General features: G+C 70.5%; 16 protein-coding genes and 1 tRNA gene. 3 read left to right on the forward strand and 14 right to left on the reverse strand.

The window, feature by feature from the left end:
- Positions 1–152: 152 nt before the first annotated feature.
- From ACI2LP_RS07515 to ACI2LP_RS07545, 7 genes are all read right to left on the reverse strand, one after another.
- Positions 153–1,508 carry a hypothetical protein gene (locus ACI2LP_RS07515; protein ID WP_404723583.1) on the reverse strand — a complete coding sequence of 452 codons (1,356 nt, stop codon included), beginning with the start codon at positions 1,506–1,508 and terminating at the stop codon, positions 153–155.
- 76 nt (positions 1,509–1,584) lie between these two features.
- Positions 1,585–2,937 (reverse strand): ATP-binding protein, encoded by a 1,353-nt coding sequence (locus ACI2LP_RS07520; protein ID WP_404723584.1) that lies wholly within the window; start codon positions 2,935–2,937, stop codon positions 1,585–1,587.
- Positions 2,927–3,604 carry a response regulator transcription factor gene (locus ACI2LP_RS07525; protein ID WP_404723585.1) on the reverse strand — a complete coding sequence of 226 codons (678 nt, stop codon included), beginning with the start codon at positions 3,602–3,604 and terminating at the stop codon, positions 2,927–2,929. Before ACI2LP_RS07525 ends, ACI2LP_RS07520 begins: the two co-directional genes overlap by 11 nt.
- Positions 3,605–3,749: 145 nt before the next feature.
- Entirely contained in the window at positions 3,750–5,408 is a 1,659-nt protein-coding gene (locus ACI2LP_RS07530; protein WP_404723586.1) for an AMP-binding protein, read from the reverse strand.
- A gap of 26 nt (positions 5,409–5,434) precedes the next feature.
- Entirely contained in the window at positions 5,435–6,022 is a 588-nt protein-coding gene (locus ACI2LP_RS07535) for a lytic polysaccharide monooxygenase (RefSeq protein ID WP_404723587.1), read from the reverse strand.
- 122 nt (positions 6,023–6,144) lie between these two features.
- The gene (locus ACI2LP_RS07540) at positions 6,145–7,302 is read right to left on the reverse strand and encodes an SPFH domain-containing protein (RefSeq protein WP_404723588.1); all 1,158 of its coding nucleotides are present in this window, start codon (positions 7,300–7,302) and stop codon (positions 6,145–6,147) included.
- Positions 7,303–7,407: 105 nt separating this feature from the next.
- The gene (locus ACI2LP_RS07545; RefSeq protein ID WP_404723589.1) at positions 7,408–8,772 is read right to left on the reverse strand and encodes a peptidoglycan-binding protein; all 1,365 of its coding nucleotides are present in this window, start codon (positions 8,770–8,772) and stop codon (positions 7,408–7,410) included.
- Between the two features lie 147 nt (positions 8,773–8,919).
- On the opposite strand from ACI2LP_RS07545, the gene ACI2LP_RS07550 reads away from it, so the two are divergent.
- From ACI2LP_RS07550 to ACI2LP_RS07560, 3 genes are all read left to right on the forward strand, one after another.
- A tRNA-Lys gene (locus tag ACI2LP_RS07550) sits at positions 8,920–8,993 on the forward strand.
- A gap of 470 nt (positions 8,994–9,463) precedes the next feature.
- Positions 9,464–11,386: a glycosyltransferase family 2 protein gene (locus tag ACI2LP_RS07555; protein ID WP_404723590.1), complete on the forward strand. Its 1,923-nt coding sequence runs from the start codon at positions 9,464–9,466 to the stop codon at positions 11,384–11,386.
- The gene (locus ACI2LP_RS07560) at positions 11,383–13,335 is read left to right on the forward strand and encodes a galactose oxidase-like domain-containing protein (RefSeq protein WP_404723591.1); all 1,953 of its coding nucleotides are present in this window, start codon (positions 11,383–11,385) and stop codon (positions 13,333–13,335) included. The genes ACI2LP_RS07555 and ACI2LP_RS07560 overlap by 4 nt, the downstream gene beginning before the upstream one ends.
- Positions 13,336–13,585: 250 nt before the next feature.
- Here ACI2LP_RS07560 and ACI2LP_RS07565 read toward each other — a convergent pair whose 3' ends face one another.
- From ACI2LP_RS07565 to ACI2LP_RS07595, 7 genes are all read right to left on the reverse strand, one after another.
- Complete coding sequence (locus ACI2LP_RS07565) at positions 13,586–14,590, reverse strand: glycoside hydrolase family 6 protein (protein ID WP_404723592.1); 1,005 nt, start codon at positions 14,588–14,590, stop codon at positions 13,586–13,588.
- 139 nt (positions 14,591–14,729) lie between these two features.
- Positions 14,730–15,395 (reverse strand): class F sortase, encoded by a 666-nt coding sequence (locus ACI2LP_RS07570; RefSeq protein WP_404723593.1) that lies wholly within the window; start codon positions 15,393–15,395, stop codon positions 14,730–14,732.
- 1 nt (position 15,396) lies between these two features.
- The gene (locus ACI2LP_RS07575; protein ID WP_404723594.1) at positions 15,397–15,987 is read right to left on the reverse strand and encodes a hypothetical protein; all 591 of its coding nucleotides are present in this window, start codon (positions 15,985–15,987) and stop codon (positions 15,397–15,399) included.
- 180 nt (positions 15,988–16,167) lie between these two features.
- On the reverse strand, positions 16,168–16,947 hold the full coding sequence (locus ACI2LP_RS07580) for an HAD-IIA family hydrolase (RefSeq protein WP_404723595.1): 780 nt from the start codon (positions 16,945–16,947) through the stop codon (positions 16,168–16,170).
- A 160-nt stretch (positions 16,948–17,107) separates the two neighbouring features.
- Complete coding sequence (locus ACI2LP_RS07585; protein ID WP_404723596.1) at positions 17,108–17,866, reverse strand: GntR family transcriptional regulator; 759 nt, start codon at positions 17,864–17,866, stop codon at positions 17,108–17,110.
- Positions 17,867–17,896: 30 nt separating this feature from the next.
- Entirely contained in the window at positions 17,897–18,811 is a 915-nt protein-coding gene (locus ACI2LP_RS07590) for a hypothetical protein (protein ID WP_404723597.1), read from the reverse strand.
- Positions 18,812–18,895: 84 nt separating this feature from the next.
- The gene (locus tag ACI2LP_RS07595) at positions 18,896–20,176 is read right to left on the reverse strand and encodes an ROK family protein (RefSeq protein WP_404723598.1); all 1,281 of its coding nucleotides are present in this window, start codon (positions 20,174–20,176) and stop codon (positions 18,896–18,898) included.
- Between the last annotated feature and the right edge of the window lie 17 nt (positions 20,177–20,193).

Genomic DNA, 20,193 nt, shown 5'->3' on the forward strand with positions numbered 1-20,193 from the left:
GGACCTTCCCACCGGTCCCTGTGCCCACTCTGCTGTTACCGCAACTTGCCCTGAAACAGACGTGTCCCCGTACGAATCAGGACCGGCCCGCACACGTCCGGCCCCGCTCACGTCCACGGCTCTCACGGCCGCCCCGCTCACGTCCACCGCGCTCAGGACCGGCCCGCCAGCGCGGCCGTCATCCTTGGTGCCGACTGTGCCGCCGCGGCCGTGTCCTTGCGGTCGGCAGCACCGCGCAGCTCCCGCAACTGCTCGGAGATCAGGGCGGCCCTGCCCGCCTCGGTACTGTGCCGGACCCGTTCCCAGGTGAGTTCGAGGCTGGTGACGTCCCCGGCGACCGCCCCCGCGTGCCCCGCGGCCGCGTCCTGCGTCAACTGCCGTGCCCACAGGCCCATCCGGGCCTTCTCGACGGTGGCGAGCGGTTCGTACCGCAGATGCAGATCCAGGTCGTTCTGCGCGACCCGCAGCGCGGCGGTTCGCGCCGGCTCCGCAGCGCCGGCCGCAACCGCCTTGGCGAGCGAGCCGAGATCGCGGTCCATCTGCCGGGCGAGCAGGGGCGGCACACGGTCCGCCGTCCGGTACGCGTCCCAGGCGGCCCGTACATTCCGCACCGCCGTCGCATCCGGCGTGCCGTCGTGGGCCGTGCGGACGGCGGCCGACAGGGCAGCCAGCCCGGCGGGTACCGGCCCCGGCCTGGCGTCGGTGGGCACCGCGAGCGAGACCGCCTCCAGGTCGCCGGACGCGTCCCCGGTGGAGAACTCTCCGTAGCCGGGGGCGAAGACCTTGTTCTCGCGGCTGCCGTCCATGTGCAGCTCGTTCACGGTGATCGCGCCCTTGACCGGCCCATAGGGGCCTTCGACGGTCTGATCCACGGCCTTGACCGTGACCTCCTCGAAGACGACCTCGGGCACATTCTCCGGCCGGTACACATCGCCGCTCTTCGGATGCCCCGGCATGATCATCGCAGCCGGGCCCGTCCTGCCCGCCTGCCAGGTGCCGTCGGTGTCGGCAACCACGCCGTCCTTGTAGTTGAAGACGTCCTCGCCGAGATACCAGACGGAGCCGTCGTCGGCCTGGGCGAACCAGTCGAGCGCCACCTCCTCGATCCGTCCGTCGGACAGAGCCATGTACTGGAGGGTGCGCGCCTTCACCTGCTCGCCCTTCAGGGTGATGGTCTTGGTGCCGGGCAGCAGCGTGAATTCGGTCCGGAACGGCTTCCCGCCGACCTGGCCTCCGTAGATCACCTGCTGGACCTCGGAGCTGGGATGGAGCGGGTTGGTGATGGACGTCGGACGGGAGAAGACCGGCCTGGCGAGGTCGACGCGCTTCTTCTCGGGCGCGAGCGGCATGCACTTGCCGGTCTTCTTGCCGGTGTTTTCGTCGATGATCTGTACGCACTCGCGCCCCGCCTGTTTGCCTCCCCCGCTGCCGCCGCAGCCGCCGGTCGCGAGGGCCGCGGCCAGCACCACCCCGATCGCTGCGGCGAGTTTCCTGCTGCTGGTGCTCATGACGCGCCTCCTCGTCTGGTACGCAGACGATGGCAACCGGGCGCTGAAGAGACCCTGAACGAAGCTGAACCCGCTTTCAGCCGGGCAGCGTGATCTCGAAACGGGCCCCGCCCAGGGCGCCTTGGAGCACCGTCGCCGTACCGCCGTGTGCCGCAACCAGCTCCGCGACGATCGCCAGACCGAGACCGCTGCCGCCGCCGTCCCCCGCCGGACGCGAGCGTGCGTCGTCGAGCCGTACGAACCGCTCGAAGACCCGTTCCCGGTCCGCGGCCGGTACTCCGGGCCCGTCGTCCTCCACTCCCAGCACGATCCGGCCGTCCTCCCCCGCCGCGAGGTCGAAGGCGATCTGGGAGCGTGCATAACGGGCCGCGTTGTCGCCGAGGTTGCGCAGCACGCGCCGCAGTCCCTGCGCATCCGCCTCCAGGCGCGCCGGCGACACCCCGGCCGTGCTGATCCGGGGCCCCTCGGCCGCCGAGCGCAGCCGCCGCGCCTCCTCCAGCACCAGGTCGTCGAGGTCGACCGGCTGCCGGCGCGGGCGCAGCGCGTCCTCGTCCGCCCTGGCCAGCAGGAGCAGGTCGTCCACCAGTCGCTGTATCCGCAGATCCTCCGCCAGCACGGTCGCCGCCAGCCCCTCCTTCGTGGTCCGGTCCGGGTGGGCGAGCGCGACCTCGGCATGCTGGCGGATGCTGGCGACGGGGGAACGCAGCTCGTGCGAGGCGTCCGAGATGAAGCGCCGCTGTGCGCTCTGGGCACGTTCGAGGCGGTCCAGCATGCGGTTCATGGTGGTGGCGAGCCGTGCGATCTCGTCGCTGCCGCGCGGCAGCGGCACCCGGCGGTGCAGGTTTGCCGATGAGATCGCCTCGACCTCGTCGCGCATCGCGGCGACCGGGGCAAGCGCTCGTCCGACCGCCATCCAGGTGGCCGCCGCGGCCAGCAGGAGCAGCAGCGGCAGGCCCACGAGCAGCAGCCGGGTGACGATCCGGGTGGACTCGGCGACAGCGATCAGCGCCCGCCCGACCACGACTGTCTTCTGCCCGTCGGGCCCCGGTCCGTCAGTGGTCACCGCCACCACCAGGAACTCGTCCTCGTCCAGCGGGGTGGTGATCCTGCTCTCGCCGTTCCTTCCCGGGCGCGCCAGCGGGGGCTGCTCCTCGATGTTCCCGCTGGCGGCCGCAACGCGGCCGTCGGCGTCCAGTACCTGGATGAACTGCTCGTCGCGATCCGCCACAGTCAGCGCAGGCACCCCGCGCCCCGACTCGATGACGGTGGCCACCTGCTCGGCACGGGAGCGCGCCGTCTGCCGTACGTCGTCGGTGAGCTCGGCCCGCAGCAGCGCGACCAGGGCCACAGCGCCCGCGACCAGTCCCACCGCGACGACGAGGACGGCCGCGACGGTCGACCGGAATCTGATCCCGTGGCTAACCCCCATCGGAGGCCAGCCGGTAGCCGCAGCCGCGCACGGTCTCGATGGCGGCCCGTTCGAAGGGTCGGTCGATCTTGTTGCGCAGATGGCGGACGTAGACCTCGACGATATTGGGGTCGCCGTCGAAGTCGTCGTCCCAGACATGGGCGAGGATCTCCCGCTTGGACACGGTCACCCCGCGTCTGCGCAGCAGGAACTCCAGCAACGCCAGCTCACGGGCAGTCAGTTCGACCCGTACCCCGCCGCGCGAGACCTCCTTGGCCGCCGGGTCGAGCCGCAGATCGCCTGCGGTGAGCGCGGCGGGCCGCTCGTGGGGGTTGCGGCGCAGCAGTGCGCGCAGCCGGGCGAGCAGCACGGCGTACGAGAAGGGCTTGGTCAGATAGTCGTCGGCGCCGGTGTCCAGACCCTCGACCTCGTCCCACTCGCCCTCCTTGGCGGTGAGCATCAGGATCGGCGTCCAGTTTCCTTCGGCGCGCAGGGCGGCGCAGACGCGGTAGCCGTTCAGGCCGGGCAGCATGATGTCGAGGACGATGGCGTCGTACTGGTTCTCGCGCGCCCGCCAGAGGCCGTCCGTGCCGTCGAGCGCCACGTCGACGGCGAAGCCCTCCGCCTCCAGGCCGATGCGCAGCCCTTCGGCGAAGCGCTCCTCGTCCTCGACGATCAGCACCCGCATGCACCGATTGTTGCTCGCGCCTCCTGAAGGCGAGCTGAACACGCCCGGGGCTCCGCCCCCGGCCCCCACGCCTCGGACACCGACGGGGCTCGTCTGGGGTCCGGGGCCGAGCCCCGGTTGAGGGAAGGGGCGGGGTGGGGAAAACTCACCGCCCCAGCAACCCCTCCCGGCCGTGCGCCCCGAACTCCGCCCGCAGCCGCGTCCTGTCCCCCTCCCCCAGCACGCGGTACCCCGCCCGCGCGCCGCACGGCCGCCACCACACCTCGCCCCCGTCGAAGCCCTCCCTCCGCAGCCCCACCCGGTGGATCTTGTTCGTCGCCGTCACCGGCAGCCGCCTCAGCACCCGCACAAATCGCGGCGCCATCTTCGTTCCCAGATCCGGCTGCGCCGCCAGGAAGTCCTGGAATGCGGCCGGGTCGAACGCGGTCCCCTCGCGCAGCGCCACCGCCGCCATCACCTGGTCGCCCGCCACCGGGTCCGGAACCGCGTAGACCGCGACGCCCGTCGCGGGCTGCCAGCGGGACAGGATGTTCTCGATCACCGCGGCCGCGAGGTTCTCGCTGTCCACCCGCAGCCGGTCGTCGCTTCGGCCGGCGAAGTACAGGAAGCCCCCCGCGTCCCGGAAGAAGAGGTCGCCGGTCCAGTACCAGCCGCCGCGCGTCCGCGCCGCGTCCGCCTCGGGGTGGCGCCAGTAGCCCTCGAAGGGGTTCGGGCCGCGGTTCACCAACTCCCCTATCGCCCGGTCCCCGTTGACCAGCCTGCCGTCCGCGTCCAGGACCGCCGCCGCCCGTTCCTCGCCCGTGTCGGGGTCGACAACCGCGAGGTCGTCGCCGGGACCCGCCCGGCCGATCGCGCCCGCCGGGGTGTCCGGGGTCCGCTGGATCGCCGCGCCGCCCTCGGAGGAGCCGTAGCCCTCGACCAGGCGCACCCCGAACCGCGCCTCGAAGCGGGCCGCGTCCACCGCGCCCGCCTCCGTGCCGAAGCCCAGCCGCAGCCCGTGCTCACGGTCGTCGTCCCGCTCGGGCGTGGCCAGCAGGTACTGCACCGCCCGGCCCACATAGGTGAAGTACGTCGCGCCGTACTCCCGTACGTCGGAGAGGAAGCGCGACGCCGAGAAGCGCCGCCGCAGTGCCACCGACGCCCCGCCGGCCAGCGCGGGCGCCCAGTTGGCGATCACCGCGTTGCCGTGGAACATCGGCATGCAGATGTAGTGGACGTCGTCGCGTCGTACGCCGAAGTGCGAGACCAGCGACGCGCCCGCCGCCGCCAACCGCCCTTGCGAGCAGATCGCGGCCTTGGGCGCGCCGGTGGACCCGGACGTGAAGTACAGCAGCAGCCGGCTGCCGGGCCCGACCGCACGGAGCGTTGCCTCGCCGGGTACCGCGGCGGCGTACGGGGCGAGCAGCTCGGCGTAGGCGTCGGTGTCGGTCACCAGCACCCGGATCCCCGGCAGGTCGAGCCCGTCGAGGAGGGGAAGTCGGGCGCGTTCGGTGACCAGCACCCGGCAGTCGGTGTGCACGATGTCGCGGGCCAGCTCCGCCCCGCGTCTGGTCGGGTTGATGCCCGCCACGGCGGCCCCGGCCAGAGCCGCCGCGCTGAGCCACAGGGGAAACTCCGGGGTGTTGTCGAGCAGCACTCCGAGGTGTGGCTCGGCCCCGCGCGGCACGAGGTCCACGAGGAGCGCGGCCCGTGCGGCGGCGCCGGCGGCCACCTGGTGGTGGCTGAGTGCGAGTTCGGACTCCCTCAGCCCCACCCGGTGATCGCCCCACTGGCGCTGTACGAGCTCGGCGACAGTACTCGTCATGGCGCCGCACGGTAACTGACTATCTGTCAGAACTGAACATCCGAGCAGGCATAGAAGGCGTTGCCGGTGTCATTCACGGTCCACACCGCGAGGATCACATGCCGACCGGACTTCGACGGCAGCGTCCCGGAGTGGCTGAGCGTGGCCGGCGGGCGCTGGCCGTTGTACGGGATCGTCAGGAACGGCTGCGAGTCGAGCGAGGCGCGGGTGAGCTTCTGGCTCGGGTTCCAGCCGTTCTTGGTGATGTAGTACTTGAAGTCGGTCGTTGCGTGCATGGCGGTGAACTGCCACCGGAAGGTGTAGTTCTGCCCCGAGGAGACCTTGGTGGTGGGCCAGGTGCCGCCGCGCGGGTCGTCGAGCTGCGAGAAGCGGCTGTTGCCGCCGGCACAGATCGTTCCGTCGGCCGGACCCGCCGCCGGGAAGCCCTTGGGGCCTTCGACGCTCTGGGGTTCGTAGATGATCTCGCCGCAGTTGGCGACCGTGCGGTTGGCGCAGAGCTTCTGGCGGCTGATGGGCGAGTCGGTGTAGCCATGGCTGCTGGCGCTGCCGGTCGCGAGCACGGTGGTGCCCGCCACGACGAGGCCGACCACGGCCGCACTTGTCTTCTTGCGCATGCTTCGCTCCAGGAGAACGTGGGGGAGTTCAGGTGAGCCGTACTGCACGCGTGCGGGTGGTACGTGTTCCGGTCTAGACCAAGTCCCAGAGTATTAACGTAACTTGAACATGTCCAGACCAATCACGTACCTTCCACCGGCCCGGAGCGTCCGGTGTAGAAGGCGATCGTGAGGTCCTTCACCAGAGCCTTGCGCTCGTAGTCGTCGAGCTCCACGAGCCCGCACGCGGTCAGCCGGTGCACCGTGTCGCTCACCGCGTCCACCACCGAAGTCAGCACACTGTCCCGGTGCTTGGCGTCGATCGCCGCGATCCGCCGGCGCTGCATCGCGGCCGCCACCTCCGGCGCGTACTCGATCCCCGTCGGCTGTGCCGAGAACACCTCGATCCCCCCCGGCGCGCACTCCGCCGACAGCAGCCGGGTGAGCGCGCCGCCGACCGCCTCCGCGTTGCGCAGGGTGGGAGCGTCTTCGTGGAAGGCGTCGGCCGGCAGCTGCGAGAGCACCCGCGCCATGGAAGCCTCGACCTGCTCGCTCAGATAGCTTTCGTGGTCCTCGACGCCGAGCGCGGCCCGCGCGGTGTCCTTGACCCGCCACACCACGAGCACGACGACGCGCAGCGCCGTGCCGTCCGCGTCGACCGCGGGCATCGGCTCGCTGCGCCAGTGCCGCAGCCGTACGTCGACCCGACGGCGCAGCACCAGCGGACTGATCCAGATCAGTCCCGTACGCCGCACGCTCCCCCGGTAGTCGCCGAACAGCGTGAGCACCCAGGCGTGTCCGACCCGGCCGCGCCCGAGCCCCCCGAAGGCGAACAGCGCCAGGATGACGCCCAGCGTGAGCAGACACCACAGCCCGAACCCGATGCCGACGTACGGATACGAGGTCAGCCCGAACAGCCGCGTCACCGGGCCGGGCACCGCCCCGGCGCCCCACAGCAGCGCGCCGATCCCGCCGAGCGCGCACGCCCCCGCGACCAGCCCGGTCCAGCCGGGCAGCGCGGCCGCGGCCCGCTCGACCAGATCGGGGTCCACGGGTGGCGCCGGCCGTGACGGGGCGGCGGCCGGACGCAGCGGCGCGGGCCTGCGCCCGATCCTGGGCTGTTCGCCGGTGCCCTGCCGCCGCGCCACGATGGCGGAGGGCAGGGCGATCGGCTGGGAGTCGTCGTCACGGAAGAGGAGATGCACCGGGATCTCGGTGGTCACTTCCTGGGAGATGACCGGGTGGCGCCGCGGGCCGTCGGACGGCCCGCCGCCGTCCGTCTCCGACGGGGTGGGATTCACTTCGATTCACCTCGCGAGGGTGTTCGGGATCGAGCAGCCGGGACGGAGTGGAGGAGCCGGGAGGGAGCGGAGGAGCCGGGCGGCCGAGCAGCGGACCCGGGACGCTCAGGGGAAGAGCCGGCGCCAGGTCTCGGGCCCGGGAAACCCGTTCGCCGCGCCGCCGCGCCAGCCCTGAGCCCGCTGGAACGCCTCGACATTGCGCCGGACCTCCTCGCCCCAGGCCGGCCCGGGAACCGATGTGTAGTGCTTGCCGTAGCCGCGCTCGACCAGCTGCCGGCCGAGCTGGGTGATGTACGCATTGGACCGGCCCGGCCCGAAGTACGCGCGGCCCGGGTACGTGGGCATCACCGCGCTCACACCACCCGACCCGCCCGCGCCCGCCGCGGGAATGTCCTTGCCCTGCCCGGTCACCAGCAGCCGCCAGGTCTCCGGGCCCGGCCGCCCGTCCGCGTCCGCGCCGCGCCAGCCCTGCGCGAGCTGGAAGGCCTGAGTGGCCAGCCGCTCCGCCTCGGCCCACCGCGGCCCCGGCTCCTTGGGGTAGAAGCGCTCGGCGCCGCGCGCGAGAAGCATCTCGCGGAGCTTGGTGACGTACGCGCTCTCCGCACCGGGACCGAAGGCCGTGCGGCCCGGATAGGCCTCGGTCGAGGCCGACAGATCCACATAGGCCTCGGTCGACGCCGACCCGCTCGTCGTGGCCGCCCCGGTGAGGCCCTTGTAGCGGTAGGGCAGATAGCGGTCCGAGTTGGTCCAGTAGGCCATGGGTGTGGCCTGCTTACGGGTGTGCGGCTTCACCTGCTCGTATGCGACGTAGTAGGTGTGGGTGTAGTCGGTCCAGCCGCCGAAGATCGTGACGTGCGAACCCTTGGTCGGATCGTCCAGGTTGTGGAAGAGCAGGATGTCGCCCGGCTGCAGCTGCTCGCGGGTGATCCGGGTGGCGAAGTCCGCGAGGCTTCCGGTCCATTCGTTGCTGCCCAGGTTCCAGGCCATCGAGACATAGCCGGAGCAGTCCTGGCGGTAACCGTCCGACCAGTACTGGTCCATGCTGTACGGGACCTTGGCGCTCAACCACTGCTTGGCGCGGTTGATGATCTGGGCCCGGGTCGTCTTGTTCAGCGTGACCGCGGTGTCGACCGACTCGCCCGACGGCCCGTGCAGCGGTCCGGCGCCGCCCTGCTCGGTGACGCCCTGTTCTTCGGTGCCGGTGCCGGTGCCGGTGCCGGGCCCCGGTTCAGCGGCCCCCCGGTCCACCCGCACGGGCCCGACCGCCGGGCCGGCGGCGTGGCCGACCGCGCTCGCCGCGTCCACTCCCCCGCCCAGCACCACGCCCGCCGCGGTGAACAGGACAATCGCCCGGCGGCAGCCGTGCGCGGCGGGGTGCTCTCCCGCGGCCAGGGCCCGGCGGTGCTGGATGCACCCGGCGCAGTTGCAGTCGGCGGCTGGTTCGAACTCCTCGAATACCGGCACTGTCATACGTGGCCCCTCGTCACTGTGCTGACTGTCACGTTCGATCGCATTTTGGCGTAATTCAGGTAATAAGAGGCGATTCGACAGGCCGGAACGATCAGATAATGGTCAGGAGCACCCCATGCCGTCCGGTAGAGTTCTCCAGGTCAGCAGGCGCCGCTAGCTCAGTTGGTTAGAGCAGCTGACTCTTAATCAGCGGGTCCGGGGTTCGAGTCCCTGGCGGCGCACGCAAATCGAAGGCCTCCTCGCCACGCGCGAGGGGGCCTTTGTCGTACACCCGGACCGCATTCGGTCGTACGTACAGTCATTTTCAGCCACCCATGCACCCTCAGGCGTCCTCCCGCAAGGGTGCCTCAAATCGTGCATATGACCGGTTAACAGCCCTATCCACCCTTGCGATCATGGCCGGGGTCGTAGAACCTATCCTGAAGCCAATGCCCTCAATGGGGCATCCATTTCGCGTAGTTGGGGGTAGTACCAGGGCATTGTCCCGTTGCGGCACCGTGGGGACAGGGGCCCCTTCACGAACCGAACACGTGACGGGCATGATGCAACCGACGGGTGACTGTTTCGTGTCTGTACGGACGGTGGCCCGCCACTCATGTGTCCACGGCAGCAGGTCGAGGGGGACCGCGGTCAGGACGATTAACGACCGACCACATCACACGCACACACCATGCGTGCGGGGGGATGACTCATGACGTCGACGCCAGACGGCGCCCGGCAGCCCAACGACCCTTCCCGGACGACTCAGCTCCGGATACCGGCGAACGTGCGCAACGCAGGCCACCGGCTGCGTCCCAAGAAGGCGCTGCCCCGGTACGACTACGAGCACTACAGCCGCCTCGCCGGCCCCCTCACCCAGCCCGACCCGAGCAAGCCGTACACCGTGCAGTACCGCTCCCTGCTCTCGCAGGAGCCGCACCGCATCCGGGCCGCCCTGCTGCTCGGGGCCGCGCCGCTGGTGTCGCTCGGCCTGTTCGCCTGGCTGATGCAGCCCGAGCACTGGACCGAGCGCGACCCGAACCTCAAGAACGACACGCTGCTCATCCTCGACATCGTCATGCTCGTCTCGATCGGCCTGATCGAGCTCTTCCGCACGATGAACGTCCTGTCGAACGCACACGCCACGCTGGTGGCGCGCGACCCCGTCCCCGTGGTGCCCGAGAGCGGCACCAAGGTCGCCTTCCTCACCTCCTTCGTCCCGGGCAAGGAGCCCCTGGAGATGGTGACGAAGACCCTGGAGGCGGCCGTCAAGATCCGCCACCGCGGGCTGATGCACGTCTGGCTGCTCGACGAGGGCGACGATCCCGCCGTGAAGGAGGTGTGCGCGCGGCTCGGCGTACACCACTTCTCCCGCAAGGGGGTTCCGCACTGGAACCAGGCCAAGGGCGCGCACCGGGCCAAGACGAAGCACGGCAACTACAACGCCTGGCTCCAGGCGCACGGCGGCAACTACGACTTCTTCGCCTCCGTCGACACCGACCATGTGCCGCTGCCCAACTATCTGGAGCGGATGCTCGGTTATTTCCGCGACCCGGACGTGGGCTTCGTCATAGGCCCGCAGGTGTACGGCAACTACGACACCTTCGTCACCAAGGCCGCCGAGTCCCAGCAGTTCCTCTTCCACGCCCTGATCCAGCGCGCGGGCAACCGCTACGGCGCGCCGATGTTCGTCGGCACCTCCAACGCCGTACGGATCAAGGCGATCCAGCAGATCGGCGGTCTGTACGACTCGATCACCGAGGACATGGCGACCGGCTTCGAGATGCACCGGGCCAAGAACCCCGCGAGCGGCAACAAGTGGCGCTCGGTCTACACCCCGGACGTGCTGGCCGTCGGCGAGGGCCCCTCGGCCTGGACCGACTTCTTCACCCAGCAGCTGCGCTGGTCGAGAGGTACGTACGAGACGATCCTCAAGCAGTACTGGAAGGGCTTCTCCTCACTGCCCCCGGGCAAGCTCTTCAACTACACGATGATGATCATCTTCTACCCGATGTCCGCCCTCAACTGGATTCTGGCGGCGCTGAGCTGTGCACTGTTCCTCGGCATGGGCGCATCGGGTGTGCAGATCGACCCTGCAATCTGGATGATGCTGTACGGCAATGCCTCGGCGCTCCAGATCGGCCTCTACATCTGGAACCGCCGCCACAATGTCTCGCCGCACGAGCCCGAGGGCTCCGGCGGACTCGCCGGCATGGTCATGTCCGCGCTCTCCGCGCCGATCTACGCACGCTCGCTGATGGACGCCGTACTGCGCCGCAAGAGCAAGTTCGTCGTGACCCCCAAGGGCGACTCGTCCAGCCCGGACACCCTCTTCGGCACCTTCCGGATCCATCTCTTCTTCATTCTCGTCTTCGGCGGGTCGATGGCGGCCTCGTTCTTCAACGGGCACAGCCATCCCGCGATGATCACCTGGGCCACGCTGGCGCTGCTGATCACGGCGGCGCCGATCTTCGCCTGGCGGCATGGCATCCGCACGGAGAAGAAGAAGCGCAGAAAGCGGCACGGCGGCGGGCAGCCGCCGGCCGAGCAGGCACCGGCCCATCTGCCGCAGCAACGGCCCAGTGCCACCGCCGAACAGACCATGCAGATCGCCCTTGGGGGACGTAAGAAATGAGCACGCTGCCCGTCCGGCCGAACTACCGCAAGAACCGCGCCCGTCGGATAGCGATTGGCGCGGCGGTGGTCGTTGCCGTGGCCGGGTTCAACGGCCCCGCCATGTGGCGCTTCGGCTCGGAGCAGTACCACGAGTACAAGATCAACAAGCCGGAGTACAAGGCCGAGAACGGCCACTGGGACTATCTGAAGGTCCCCGACGAGTACAAGATCAACAGCATCCATGCCGCGCTGCTGCACACCGGCAAGGTGCTGCTGATCGCCGGCTCGGGCAACAACCAGAAGAACTTCGACGCCAAGAAGTTCGAGTCGGTGCTGTGGGATCCGAAGACCAACGAGTTCAAGAAGATCCCGACGCCAAAGGACATGTTCTGCGCCGGGCACACCCAGCTGCCCGACGGGAAGCTGCTGGTCGCGGGCGGCACCAAGCGGTACGAGAAGCTCAAGGGCGACGCCACCAAGGCCGGCGGCCTGATGGTCGTGCACAACGAGGACCCGGACGAGCCCAAGACGCTGCCCGCGGGCACCAAGTTCACCGGCAAGAAGAATGGCAAAACGTTTGTCTCCAAGGACCCGGTCCTGGTGGAGAAGGCGACCAAGGTCTTCGACAAGAAGACCGGCAAGTTCCTGCGCAACGACCCCGGCCTCGGCCGGATCTATGTCGAGGCGGAGGAGTCCGGCCAGGAGCACGAGACCGGCACCGAGGACAACTACCGGGTGCAGGGCCTCACCGGCTCCGACGCCCGCAATGTCTACGGCATCGCGCAGAAGCTCGCGCTCGACAAGAAGGACTTCCAGGGCATCAAGGAGGCCTACGAGTTCGACCCGGTGGCGGAGAAGTACATCACCGTCGACCCGATGAACGAGGCCCGCTGGTACCCGACGCTGACCACCCTCAAGGACGGCAAGGTCCTCGCGCTGTCCGGCCTGGACGAGATCGGCCAGATCGTCCCCGGCAAGGACGAGATCTACGATCCGAAGACCAAGACGTGGAAGTACACCGGGATCATCCGGAAGTTCCCCACCTACCCGGCGATCTTCCTGATGGACAACGGCAAGCTCTTCTACTCCGGCTCCAACGCCGGATACGGGCCCGCCGACGTCGGCCGTGACCCGGGCGTCTGGGATCTGAAGACGAACAAGTTCGACAAGATCCCCGGCCTGAGCGACCCCGACAGGATGGAGACCTCCGCGACCGTCATGCTGCCGCCCGCCCAGGACCAGCGGTTCATGGTGATCGGCGGCGGCGGGGTCGGCGAGTCCGAGAAGGCCAGCGAGAAGTCCCGTCTGGTGGACCTCAAGCAGGACAGCCCCCGCTTCAAGGACGGCGCTTCCCTGGAGAAGGGCACGCGCTACCCGAGCGCGTCGCTGCTGCCGGACGACTCGGTGCTGGTCACCGGCGGCTCCTCGGACTACCGCGGGCGCGGCGGCTCCAACGTCCTCCAGGCGCGTACGTACGACCCGAAGACGGGCACGTACAAGCGGGTCGCCGACCCCCGGGTGGGGCGCAACTACCACTCGGGCTCGGTACTGCTCCCCGACGGCCGGGTCATGATCTTCGGCTCGGACTCGCTCTTCGCGGACGCTGCCAACACCAAGCCGGGCGTCTTCGAGCAGCGCATCGAGATCTACACCCCGCCGTATCTCTACCGGGACTCCAAGCCGGTGGTGAGCAGCGGTCCGAAGGCCATCGAGCGCGGGGAATCGGGCACGTTCAAGGTCAGGACCGAGGGCACGGTGAAGACGGCGAAGCTGCTGCGGCCGAGCGCCGTCACGCATGTCACGGACACGGATCAGCGCTCCATCGCGCTGGACATGAAGAAGACGGCGGACGGCATCGAGGTCACGGTGCCGGAGAACCGGGCGCTGGTGCCGTCGGGCTGGTACATGCTGTTCGTGACGGACGACAAGGGGACGCCGTCCGAGGGCGTGTGGGTCGAGGTCCCCTGACGGTTCCCCACCCCACCCGTTCCCTCAACCGGGGCTGCGCCCCAGACCCGCCCCCTACGCCCTGCGGGCGTGGGGGGACCCCCAGTGCGCCGGGTCACCGGGTTCGTGGTTGCCGTGGGCCAGGGGGCGTTGGTGGTGCTGTCCGGTGGGTGGTTTCGCGGGCGAACCGCACCCGGGCAAATCAAGCCCCGCCGGCGATTGAGGCGCGGGGGTTCGGGGCGGAGCCCCGACAACAGCCCGCGCCCCGTGCCTAGTTCGTCGCGCGCGCCAGGCCGAGCGCGTACTCGGGCCACCACTCCCCCGCCTTCGGCCCACCCCGGCACTCGCCGTCCGACTCGCCCGGCCGCTTGACCCACATATACGCGTCGACCAGCGGGTCACCCGTCTTGGCGGTCGGCGTCTCGCCGAGCGCGCGGCCCGGCGGGTTGCACCAGTTCTCCTTCGGATCGCCGCCGGTGTAGGGGCCGTTGCCGTTGCGGCTGGTGTCCACGACGAAGTGCTTGCCGCCGACCTTCGCGGAGAGCTTCTTGCCGAAGTCCTTGCTCGCGGCCGTCGCAAAGAAGTTGGAGACATTGACGGAGAAGCCGTCCGCCTTGTCGACACCCGCCCGCTGGAGCGGTTCGAAGAGCGCATCGGGGTGCGACCACCCGGCATTGCCCGCGTCCACGTACACCTTGGTGTTCGGCTGCTGCTTCAGCCGCTCGACCGCGCCCTTGAGCAGGTCGTACCGCTCCTCGTGGAACTCCTGGGGCGTGCAGCTGTCCACCAGGTGCAGTAGCGCGTCCGGCTCCAGGATCACCGTGGCCCGCCGGTCGCCGATGCCCTTGGCCACCTTGTCGACCCAGGCACGGTAGGAATCGCCGTCGGCGGCACCGCCCTTGGAGAACTGTCCGCAGTCACGGTGCGGGATGTTGTAGAGCACCAGCAGCGCGTCCCGGTCCGCCTTCGCGGCCGCCTCGGTGAAACCCTTGGCCTCGTCCTGCGGGTTGTCCGGGCCGATCCACTCGCCGACCGGCTGCTCGGCAATCTTCTTGAGCAGCTCGGCGTTCTTGTCGTCGCCGTCCTTCAGATAGGCGGCGACCTGCTTGGCGGCGCTCCCGTCGGGGTTGACCCAGTACGGGTCGGACTCCTTGGGCTGCTGACTCACCGCCGGTTTACCGTCGTTGCCGTCGTCGGAGGAACAGCCCCCGAGCAGCAGCACCGCCCCCGTCACTGCCATGCACAGCCGGGCACGCCCGGTACGGCTCCCGTACATCCACTCCCCCTTGGGCGCACTGAGTCCGAGCCGTACCCAGAGGGCCGGTCCCGGACAAGACCGGTCGAATCCATCCTGGCACACCGGTCCTGAGTCACTCGACCGGATGTCACTCTCGCCCTCCGGGCCGGGCTCACCATCAGTTCCGCACAGCGGTCAGATACGCCGACACGACCACATTCGCGGTGTACGTGCGCGTCGCCCGGTCGAAGGAGCCGCCGCAGGTGATCAGCCGCAGCTCCGCCCGGCCGTCCTCGCGCGGGCCGTAGACCTTCTGCGGATCGAAGCGCTCCCGGTCGAAGACCTGGACGTCGTCGATGGTGAACTCGGCGACCGAGCCGTCGGCCCTGGTCACCTTGACCTTGTCGCCGGGGCGGGCGGTGCTCAGTCCGAAGAAGACGGCCGGTTTGGTCTCGGTGTCGGCGTGGCCGACCAGCAGGGCCGTGCCCGTCGCTCCCGGCTGCGTACCGCGGCCGAACCAGCCGACCGTGTGCGGCATCGCGTACGGGGGCGGGTCGACCGCGCCGCTGGCGTCCAGGCCGCGGGGTACGACCGGGGCGGTGATCCCTATCGACGGGATGTCCACGCGCTGCGGTTGCGCGGGCCGCAGCGGATCGTGCGCGGGTGGCAGAGGGACCCCCAGCGGCCGCCCGACCGCCGCCACGTCGCCGGTGGTGGGCGCGGAGGTGCCGCCGGGGCCGTCGGTGATCTCCCGGCCCCAGAACCACAGCCCGAGCAGGAGTACCGCCCAGGCCACTCCCGCGAGCAGCCGGCCGGTACCCGCCGGGCGATCGGCGGCCGACATGTCAGTCCGTGTCCGTCCGGCGGAGCCGTGAGCTGCGGAAGGCCACGGCGAGTGCTGCTACGCCCGCGAGGACGAGGCCCATCACGGCGTGCCCGGTGCCCGGTCCCGCGTCGGCCGGGTCGGCGGCGCCGTGTGCGCCACGGGCATCGTGCGCGGTGAGCGCGGCCGCGCCGCCACCGCCCGCGCGGACCGGGGCGACGGGGGTGCGCAGGTCCGTCGGCTCGTGCGCGGGCGCTTTGGCCGGCAGATTGCGTACGACCTGGGCGCGGCCCGATGCGGCGTGGTCATGGCCGTCGCAGGTGACGCGGACGTCGTACGTGCCGGGGTTCAGGTCGGACTTCACGGTCGTCTCGGCGAAGAGCTCTGAGCCCTTCTGGCCGGAGAGCTCGGCATCCGCCACGAAAGCCTGGGACGTGACGGCCCCGGTCTGGCCCTTGCAACCCAGGACGCGGATCTCCACCTCGCCTCCGGGGACGGCCGGGGCGACCGTGGCCTGCACGGATTCGTCGGCGTACGCGCCGGTGGCGGCGGGCGCCAGGACGAGTACGGCAGCCGCCCCTGCGGCACGGAGAGCAATCAAACCTGCACGCATCGTAAACCTCCTGATATCCAAAAGATTCACGCGTGCGGGCCGTTTTCGCATCCGCAGGGGCGGCCCGGTCGTCCGTACGGGCCCCTGACATGCCCAAATACGGTGAGCCGAACGAGGCCGGCCGGACCTCGGCCGGTCAGACCCGGGCGGTCACGGTCAGATGCGGCCAGGCGCGGCCAGTCAGACGCGGTCGACGAGGTCGGCGATCGAGTCGACGACCTTGGACGGCCGGAATGGGTACTTGTCGACATCCGCGGGTGTCGTCAGACCCGTGAGCACCAGGAACGTCTCCATTCCGGCCTCGAGCCCCGCCAGCACGTCCGTGTCCATCCGGTCCCCGATCATCGCGCTGGTCTCGGAGTGCGCCCCGATGGCGTTCAGCCCGGTCCGCATCATCAGCGGGTTCGGCTTGCCCGCGAAGTACGGGTCCTTGCCGGTCGCCTTGGTGATCAGCGCTGCCACCGAGCCGGTGGCGGGCAGCGGGCCCTCCGGGCTCGGACCGGTCTCGTCCGGGTTGGTGCAGATGAAACGCGCTCCCGCGTTGATCAAACGGATGGCCTTGGTGAGCGACTCGAAGCTGTACGTACGGGTCTCGCCCAGGACGACATAGTCCGGCTCGTGGTCGGTGAGGACATAGCCGATGTCGTGCAGGGCGGTGGTGAGACCGGCCTCGCCGATGACGTACGCCGTGCCGCCCGGGCGCTGGTCGTCCAGGAACCGGGCCGTGGCGAGCGCCGAGGTCCAGATGTTCTCCACGGGCACGTCGAGCCCCATCCGGGCCAGCCGGGCGTGCAAGTCGCGTGCGGTGTAGATGGAGTTGTTGGTCAGCACCAGAAAGGGCCTCTCGGCCTCCCGGAGCCTCTTGATGAAGGCGTCGGCGCCCGGGATCGGTACGCCCTCGTGGATAAGGACACCGTCCATGTCGGTGAGCCAGGATTCGATCGGCTTGCGCTCTGCCATGGGGGCGGACTCCTGCCGTACGCGGTGTGCTGGGCGCGCCGCGACAACGCTGTGGCGACGACGAGCTCAGCCTAGTCAGGAAGCCGTGACCTTGACCCGGTCGATCACGCATCGACCCATGCGCTGACTGCCGGTGCGGTCACCGAGGCCGAGCTTTGCCTTACTTGGCCAGATGCGTCGTGAAGCTGAAGCGGTCGCCGCGGTAGAGGGTGCGCACACGCTCCAGCGGGCGGCCCGACGTGTCCCGTGAGAGGCGGTGGAGCAGCAGCATCGGCAGGGCGGGCGGCGTGCCGATCAGCAGCGCCTCGCGCGGAGTGGCGAGCACGGTCTCGATCCGCTCGTCCGCGTCACCGAAGCCGATCCCGAGCCGCTCGCGCAGATAGGCGTAGAAGGAGGAGTCGGGATCGAAGTCGGCGTCCAGGCGCGGCACGCGGGCCACCGAGACGTACGTACTCTCCAGGCCGACGCGTTCGTCGTCCGCGAGCAGCACCCGTTCCATGTGCCAGACGGGCTCGCCGCGCTCCGCGCCGATCTCCGGGGCGAGCGCGTCGGAGCAGGGGAACCGGTCGAGGCCGATCAGGGTGCGGCCGGGCCTGCTCCCCTGGCGGCGTACGCCCTCGGTGTAGCTGGCGAGCGAGAGCGGCTGCTCCAGCTTGGGCCCCGCGACGACCGTGCCGCGCCCCTGCCGGCGCAGTCGCCCCTCCAGCAGGAGTTCCCGCAGCGCCTGCCGGACCGTCTCGCGCGAGACCTCGTACCGTACGGCGAGATCGCGCTCGGTGGGCAGCAGTCCCCCCTCGCCCAACTCCTCGATCAGGAGCGAGATACGGGCCTTGACGGCGTAGTACTTGGGGATGCGTCCGTGCTCGGGGATGCCGGAGCGGACAGGGGCGCCGGGCGCCTGGTCGTTCGGGTAGTCCACCAGGGGATGGTCGCAGACATACGTGAACGATCAGCGCCGGCCCGTTCGCAGCCGGCGGGATGCGAGCACCAGGGCCCCGCCGCCCAGCAGGACCGCCCCGAAGGCGACGCCGAGGCGGAGGAGGGAGCCGGTGCCGGTGGTGGCGAGCTCTTCGAGGGTGACGGTGGCGCCGGGCCCCTCGTCGTCGAGTACGGCGAAGCGGTAGTCGCCGGACTCCCCGATCCAGTCGCCGTCGTCGCCGTGCCGCTGGACGATCGCGGCGTTGACGGTGACCTGGTTGGGCGGGGTGTCGGCGGCGAGCGCGAGCCGGACGGTGACGGTGACGGACGCGCGGGCGGGGACGACGAAGCCGGGGAAGCGGCCGCCTCGGCGCTCGCCGCCGCTGTCGTCGAGTACGCCGACGAGCTCGTCCTCGGCGGTGGTCTCCAGGGTGGCGGGACGCCAGCGGTCCGCCTGCCTGTCGTGGAACTCCAGGGTCACCCTGGGCGGGGTGAGACCGGGGTCGCGGCCGGTGAAGACGATCACCGGGTAGATGTTGCGGCAGATCTGGTCGGTGGTGTTGGCGAGATCGACGGACCACTCCTCGTAGCCGCCGCCGGGGCGGTGGACGGTGGGGCCGCCGTGAATGCGGGTGTTGATGGGGAAGTCGGAGCTGGCGGCCTGGCCACATACGGGCTGCCGCTCCCGGGGCGGCGGGGGGATGGGCGTCGGGGAGGTCGACCTGGTGGCGGCCGCGTTGGGCGCCGGCCCGGGGGCCGCCGGTCCGGCCGCGGGGGCCGCCTTCGCGTTCGCCGGTCCGGCCGCGGGCCTGGCGATGGTGTCGGCGGCGGGGGCGGTCACGGTGGCCGCCGTCGCCGCCGGTCCGGTGAGCGCCGCGGGCACGATCGTGGCTGCGGTGACTCCGACTGCGAGGGCATTGCGGGCGAGGGCATTGCGGCGTCGCATGGGGGACCTTTGCTGCTCGGGCGGCTCGGCTGCGTCCTCGAGAACCTGCCACGCGCGCGCGGCCGTACGCGGCGCCACGCCGTCCTACTGCCGATCAGCCCCGGAACTCCGCCCTATCAGCGTATTTTCGGTCCGCCCGAACAGGGGTGCGAGGACAAGCTGAGCGGCGCCCTCGGCGACGACGTTCGCCCCGCCCTCGGCGAGACCGACGGAGACGCGGACGCGCTCGCCGACTCCCCGTACGAAGGGTTCGGCGTCCGCGGCGACGACCCGTCCACCGAGCAGCACCCGGTCGATGTCGAGCAACTCGACGAGATTCGCGGCGCCTATGCCGAGGACACGGGCGGCAAGGTCGATGTCGCCACGGCCGACGGCCGCGAGGCAGATCGCCTCGATACAGCCCCGCCTGCCGCAGGTGCACTCGGGCCCGTCGAGCTGAATGACCTGATGCCCGAACTCACCGGCGCCGGTGCGGGCACCTCGGTAGAGCACCCCACCGAGCACAAGCCCGGCGCCGAGCCCCGTCCCGAGATGGAGATACGCGAACGAGTCCCCACTGCCGCGCAGGGCGAGCCCGAGGGCGGCGGCATTGGTGTCCTTGTCGAGCGCGACGGGGAGCCCGAGCCGCGCGGCGAGCGCGTCCCGGAGGGGATATCCGTCCCACTCGGGAAACCCGGTGACGCGATGCGTGACGCCGGAGGAGTGATCGAGGGGCCCGGGCATGGCGACTCCGACACCGAGTACGCGCGGGGCGAGCGCGTCAGGCCCGGTGGCCTGGGGCGAGGCCCCGGCCTCACCGCCCACCTGGGTCTGGGGCGAAGCCTCTGTCGGGGAAGGGGTCCGGGGCGGAGCCCCGGTATCGGGATGTGGGTACTCCCCCCGCCCCGACAGCAGCGCGTCCACCTCCCGCGCCACCCCCTCCACCACAAACCCAACCCCCGCCCCGAGGTCCAGCGGAGCAACCCGGACACCCACCACCGCCCCCGCCAGGTCCACCAGCATCACCGTCAGCTCGTCCCGGTCCAGGTGCAGCCCCACCGCATGGCCCGCCGTCGGCACCAGCCGCAGCGCCGTGCCCGGGCGCCCGCCGGTCGAGGCTCGGCGGCCCGCGTCCGCCGCCAGGCCCTCCTCCCGCAGCCGCGCCGTGATCTTGCTGACCCCCTGCGGAGTCAGCCCCGTGCGCCCGGCCAGCTCGAGCCGGCTGATGCCGCCCTCCCCCGCCGTACGCAGCAGATCCAGCACCAGCGCAGCGTTGTGGCTGCGCAGACCCGCAGGATTCGCCCCAGCCACCTTGGTCGCCCTCGTCTGCCCGGCCACCCCGCTCCTCCCGGTCGCCCCGCCAGTGTTTCCCTTCACACGCCCCATTCTCCCCTGCGCTTGCA

The sequence above is a fragment of the Streptomyces sp. NPDC019890 genome (genome assembly GCF_044903445.1).
Taxonomy (GTDB): Bacteria; Actinomycetota; Actinomycetes; order Streptomycetales; family Streptomycetaceae; genus Streptomyces.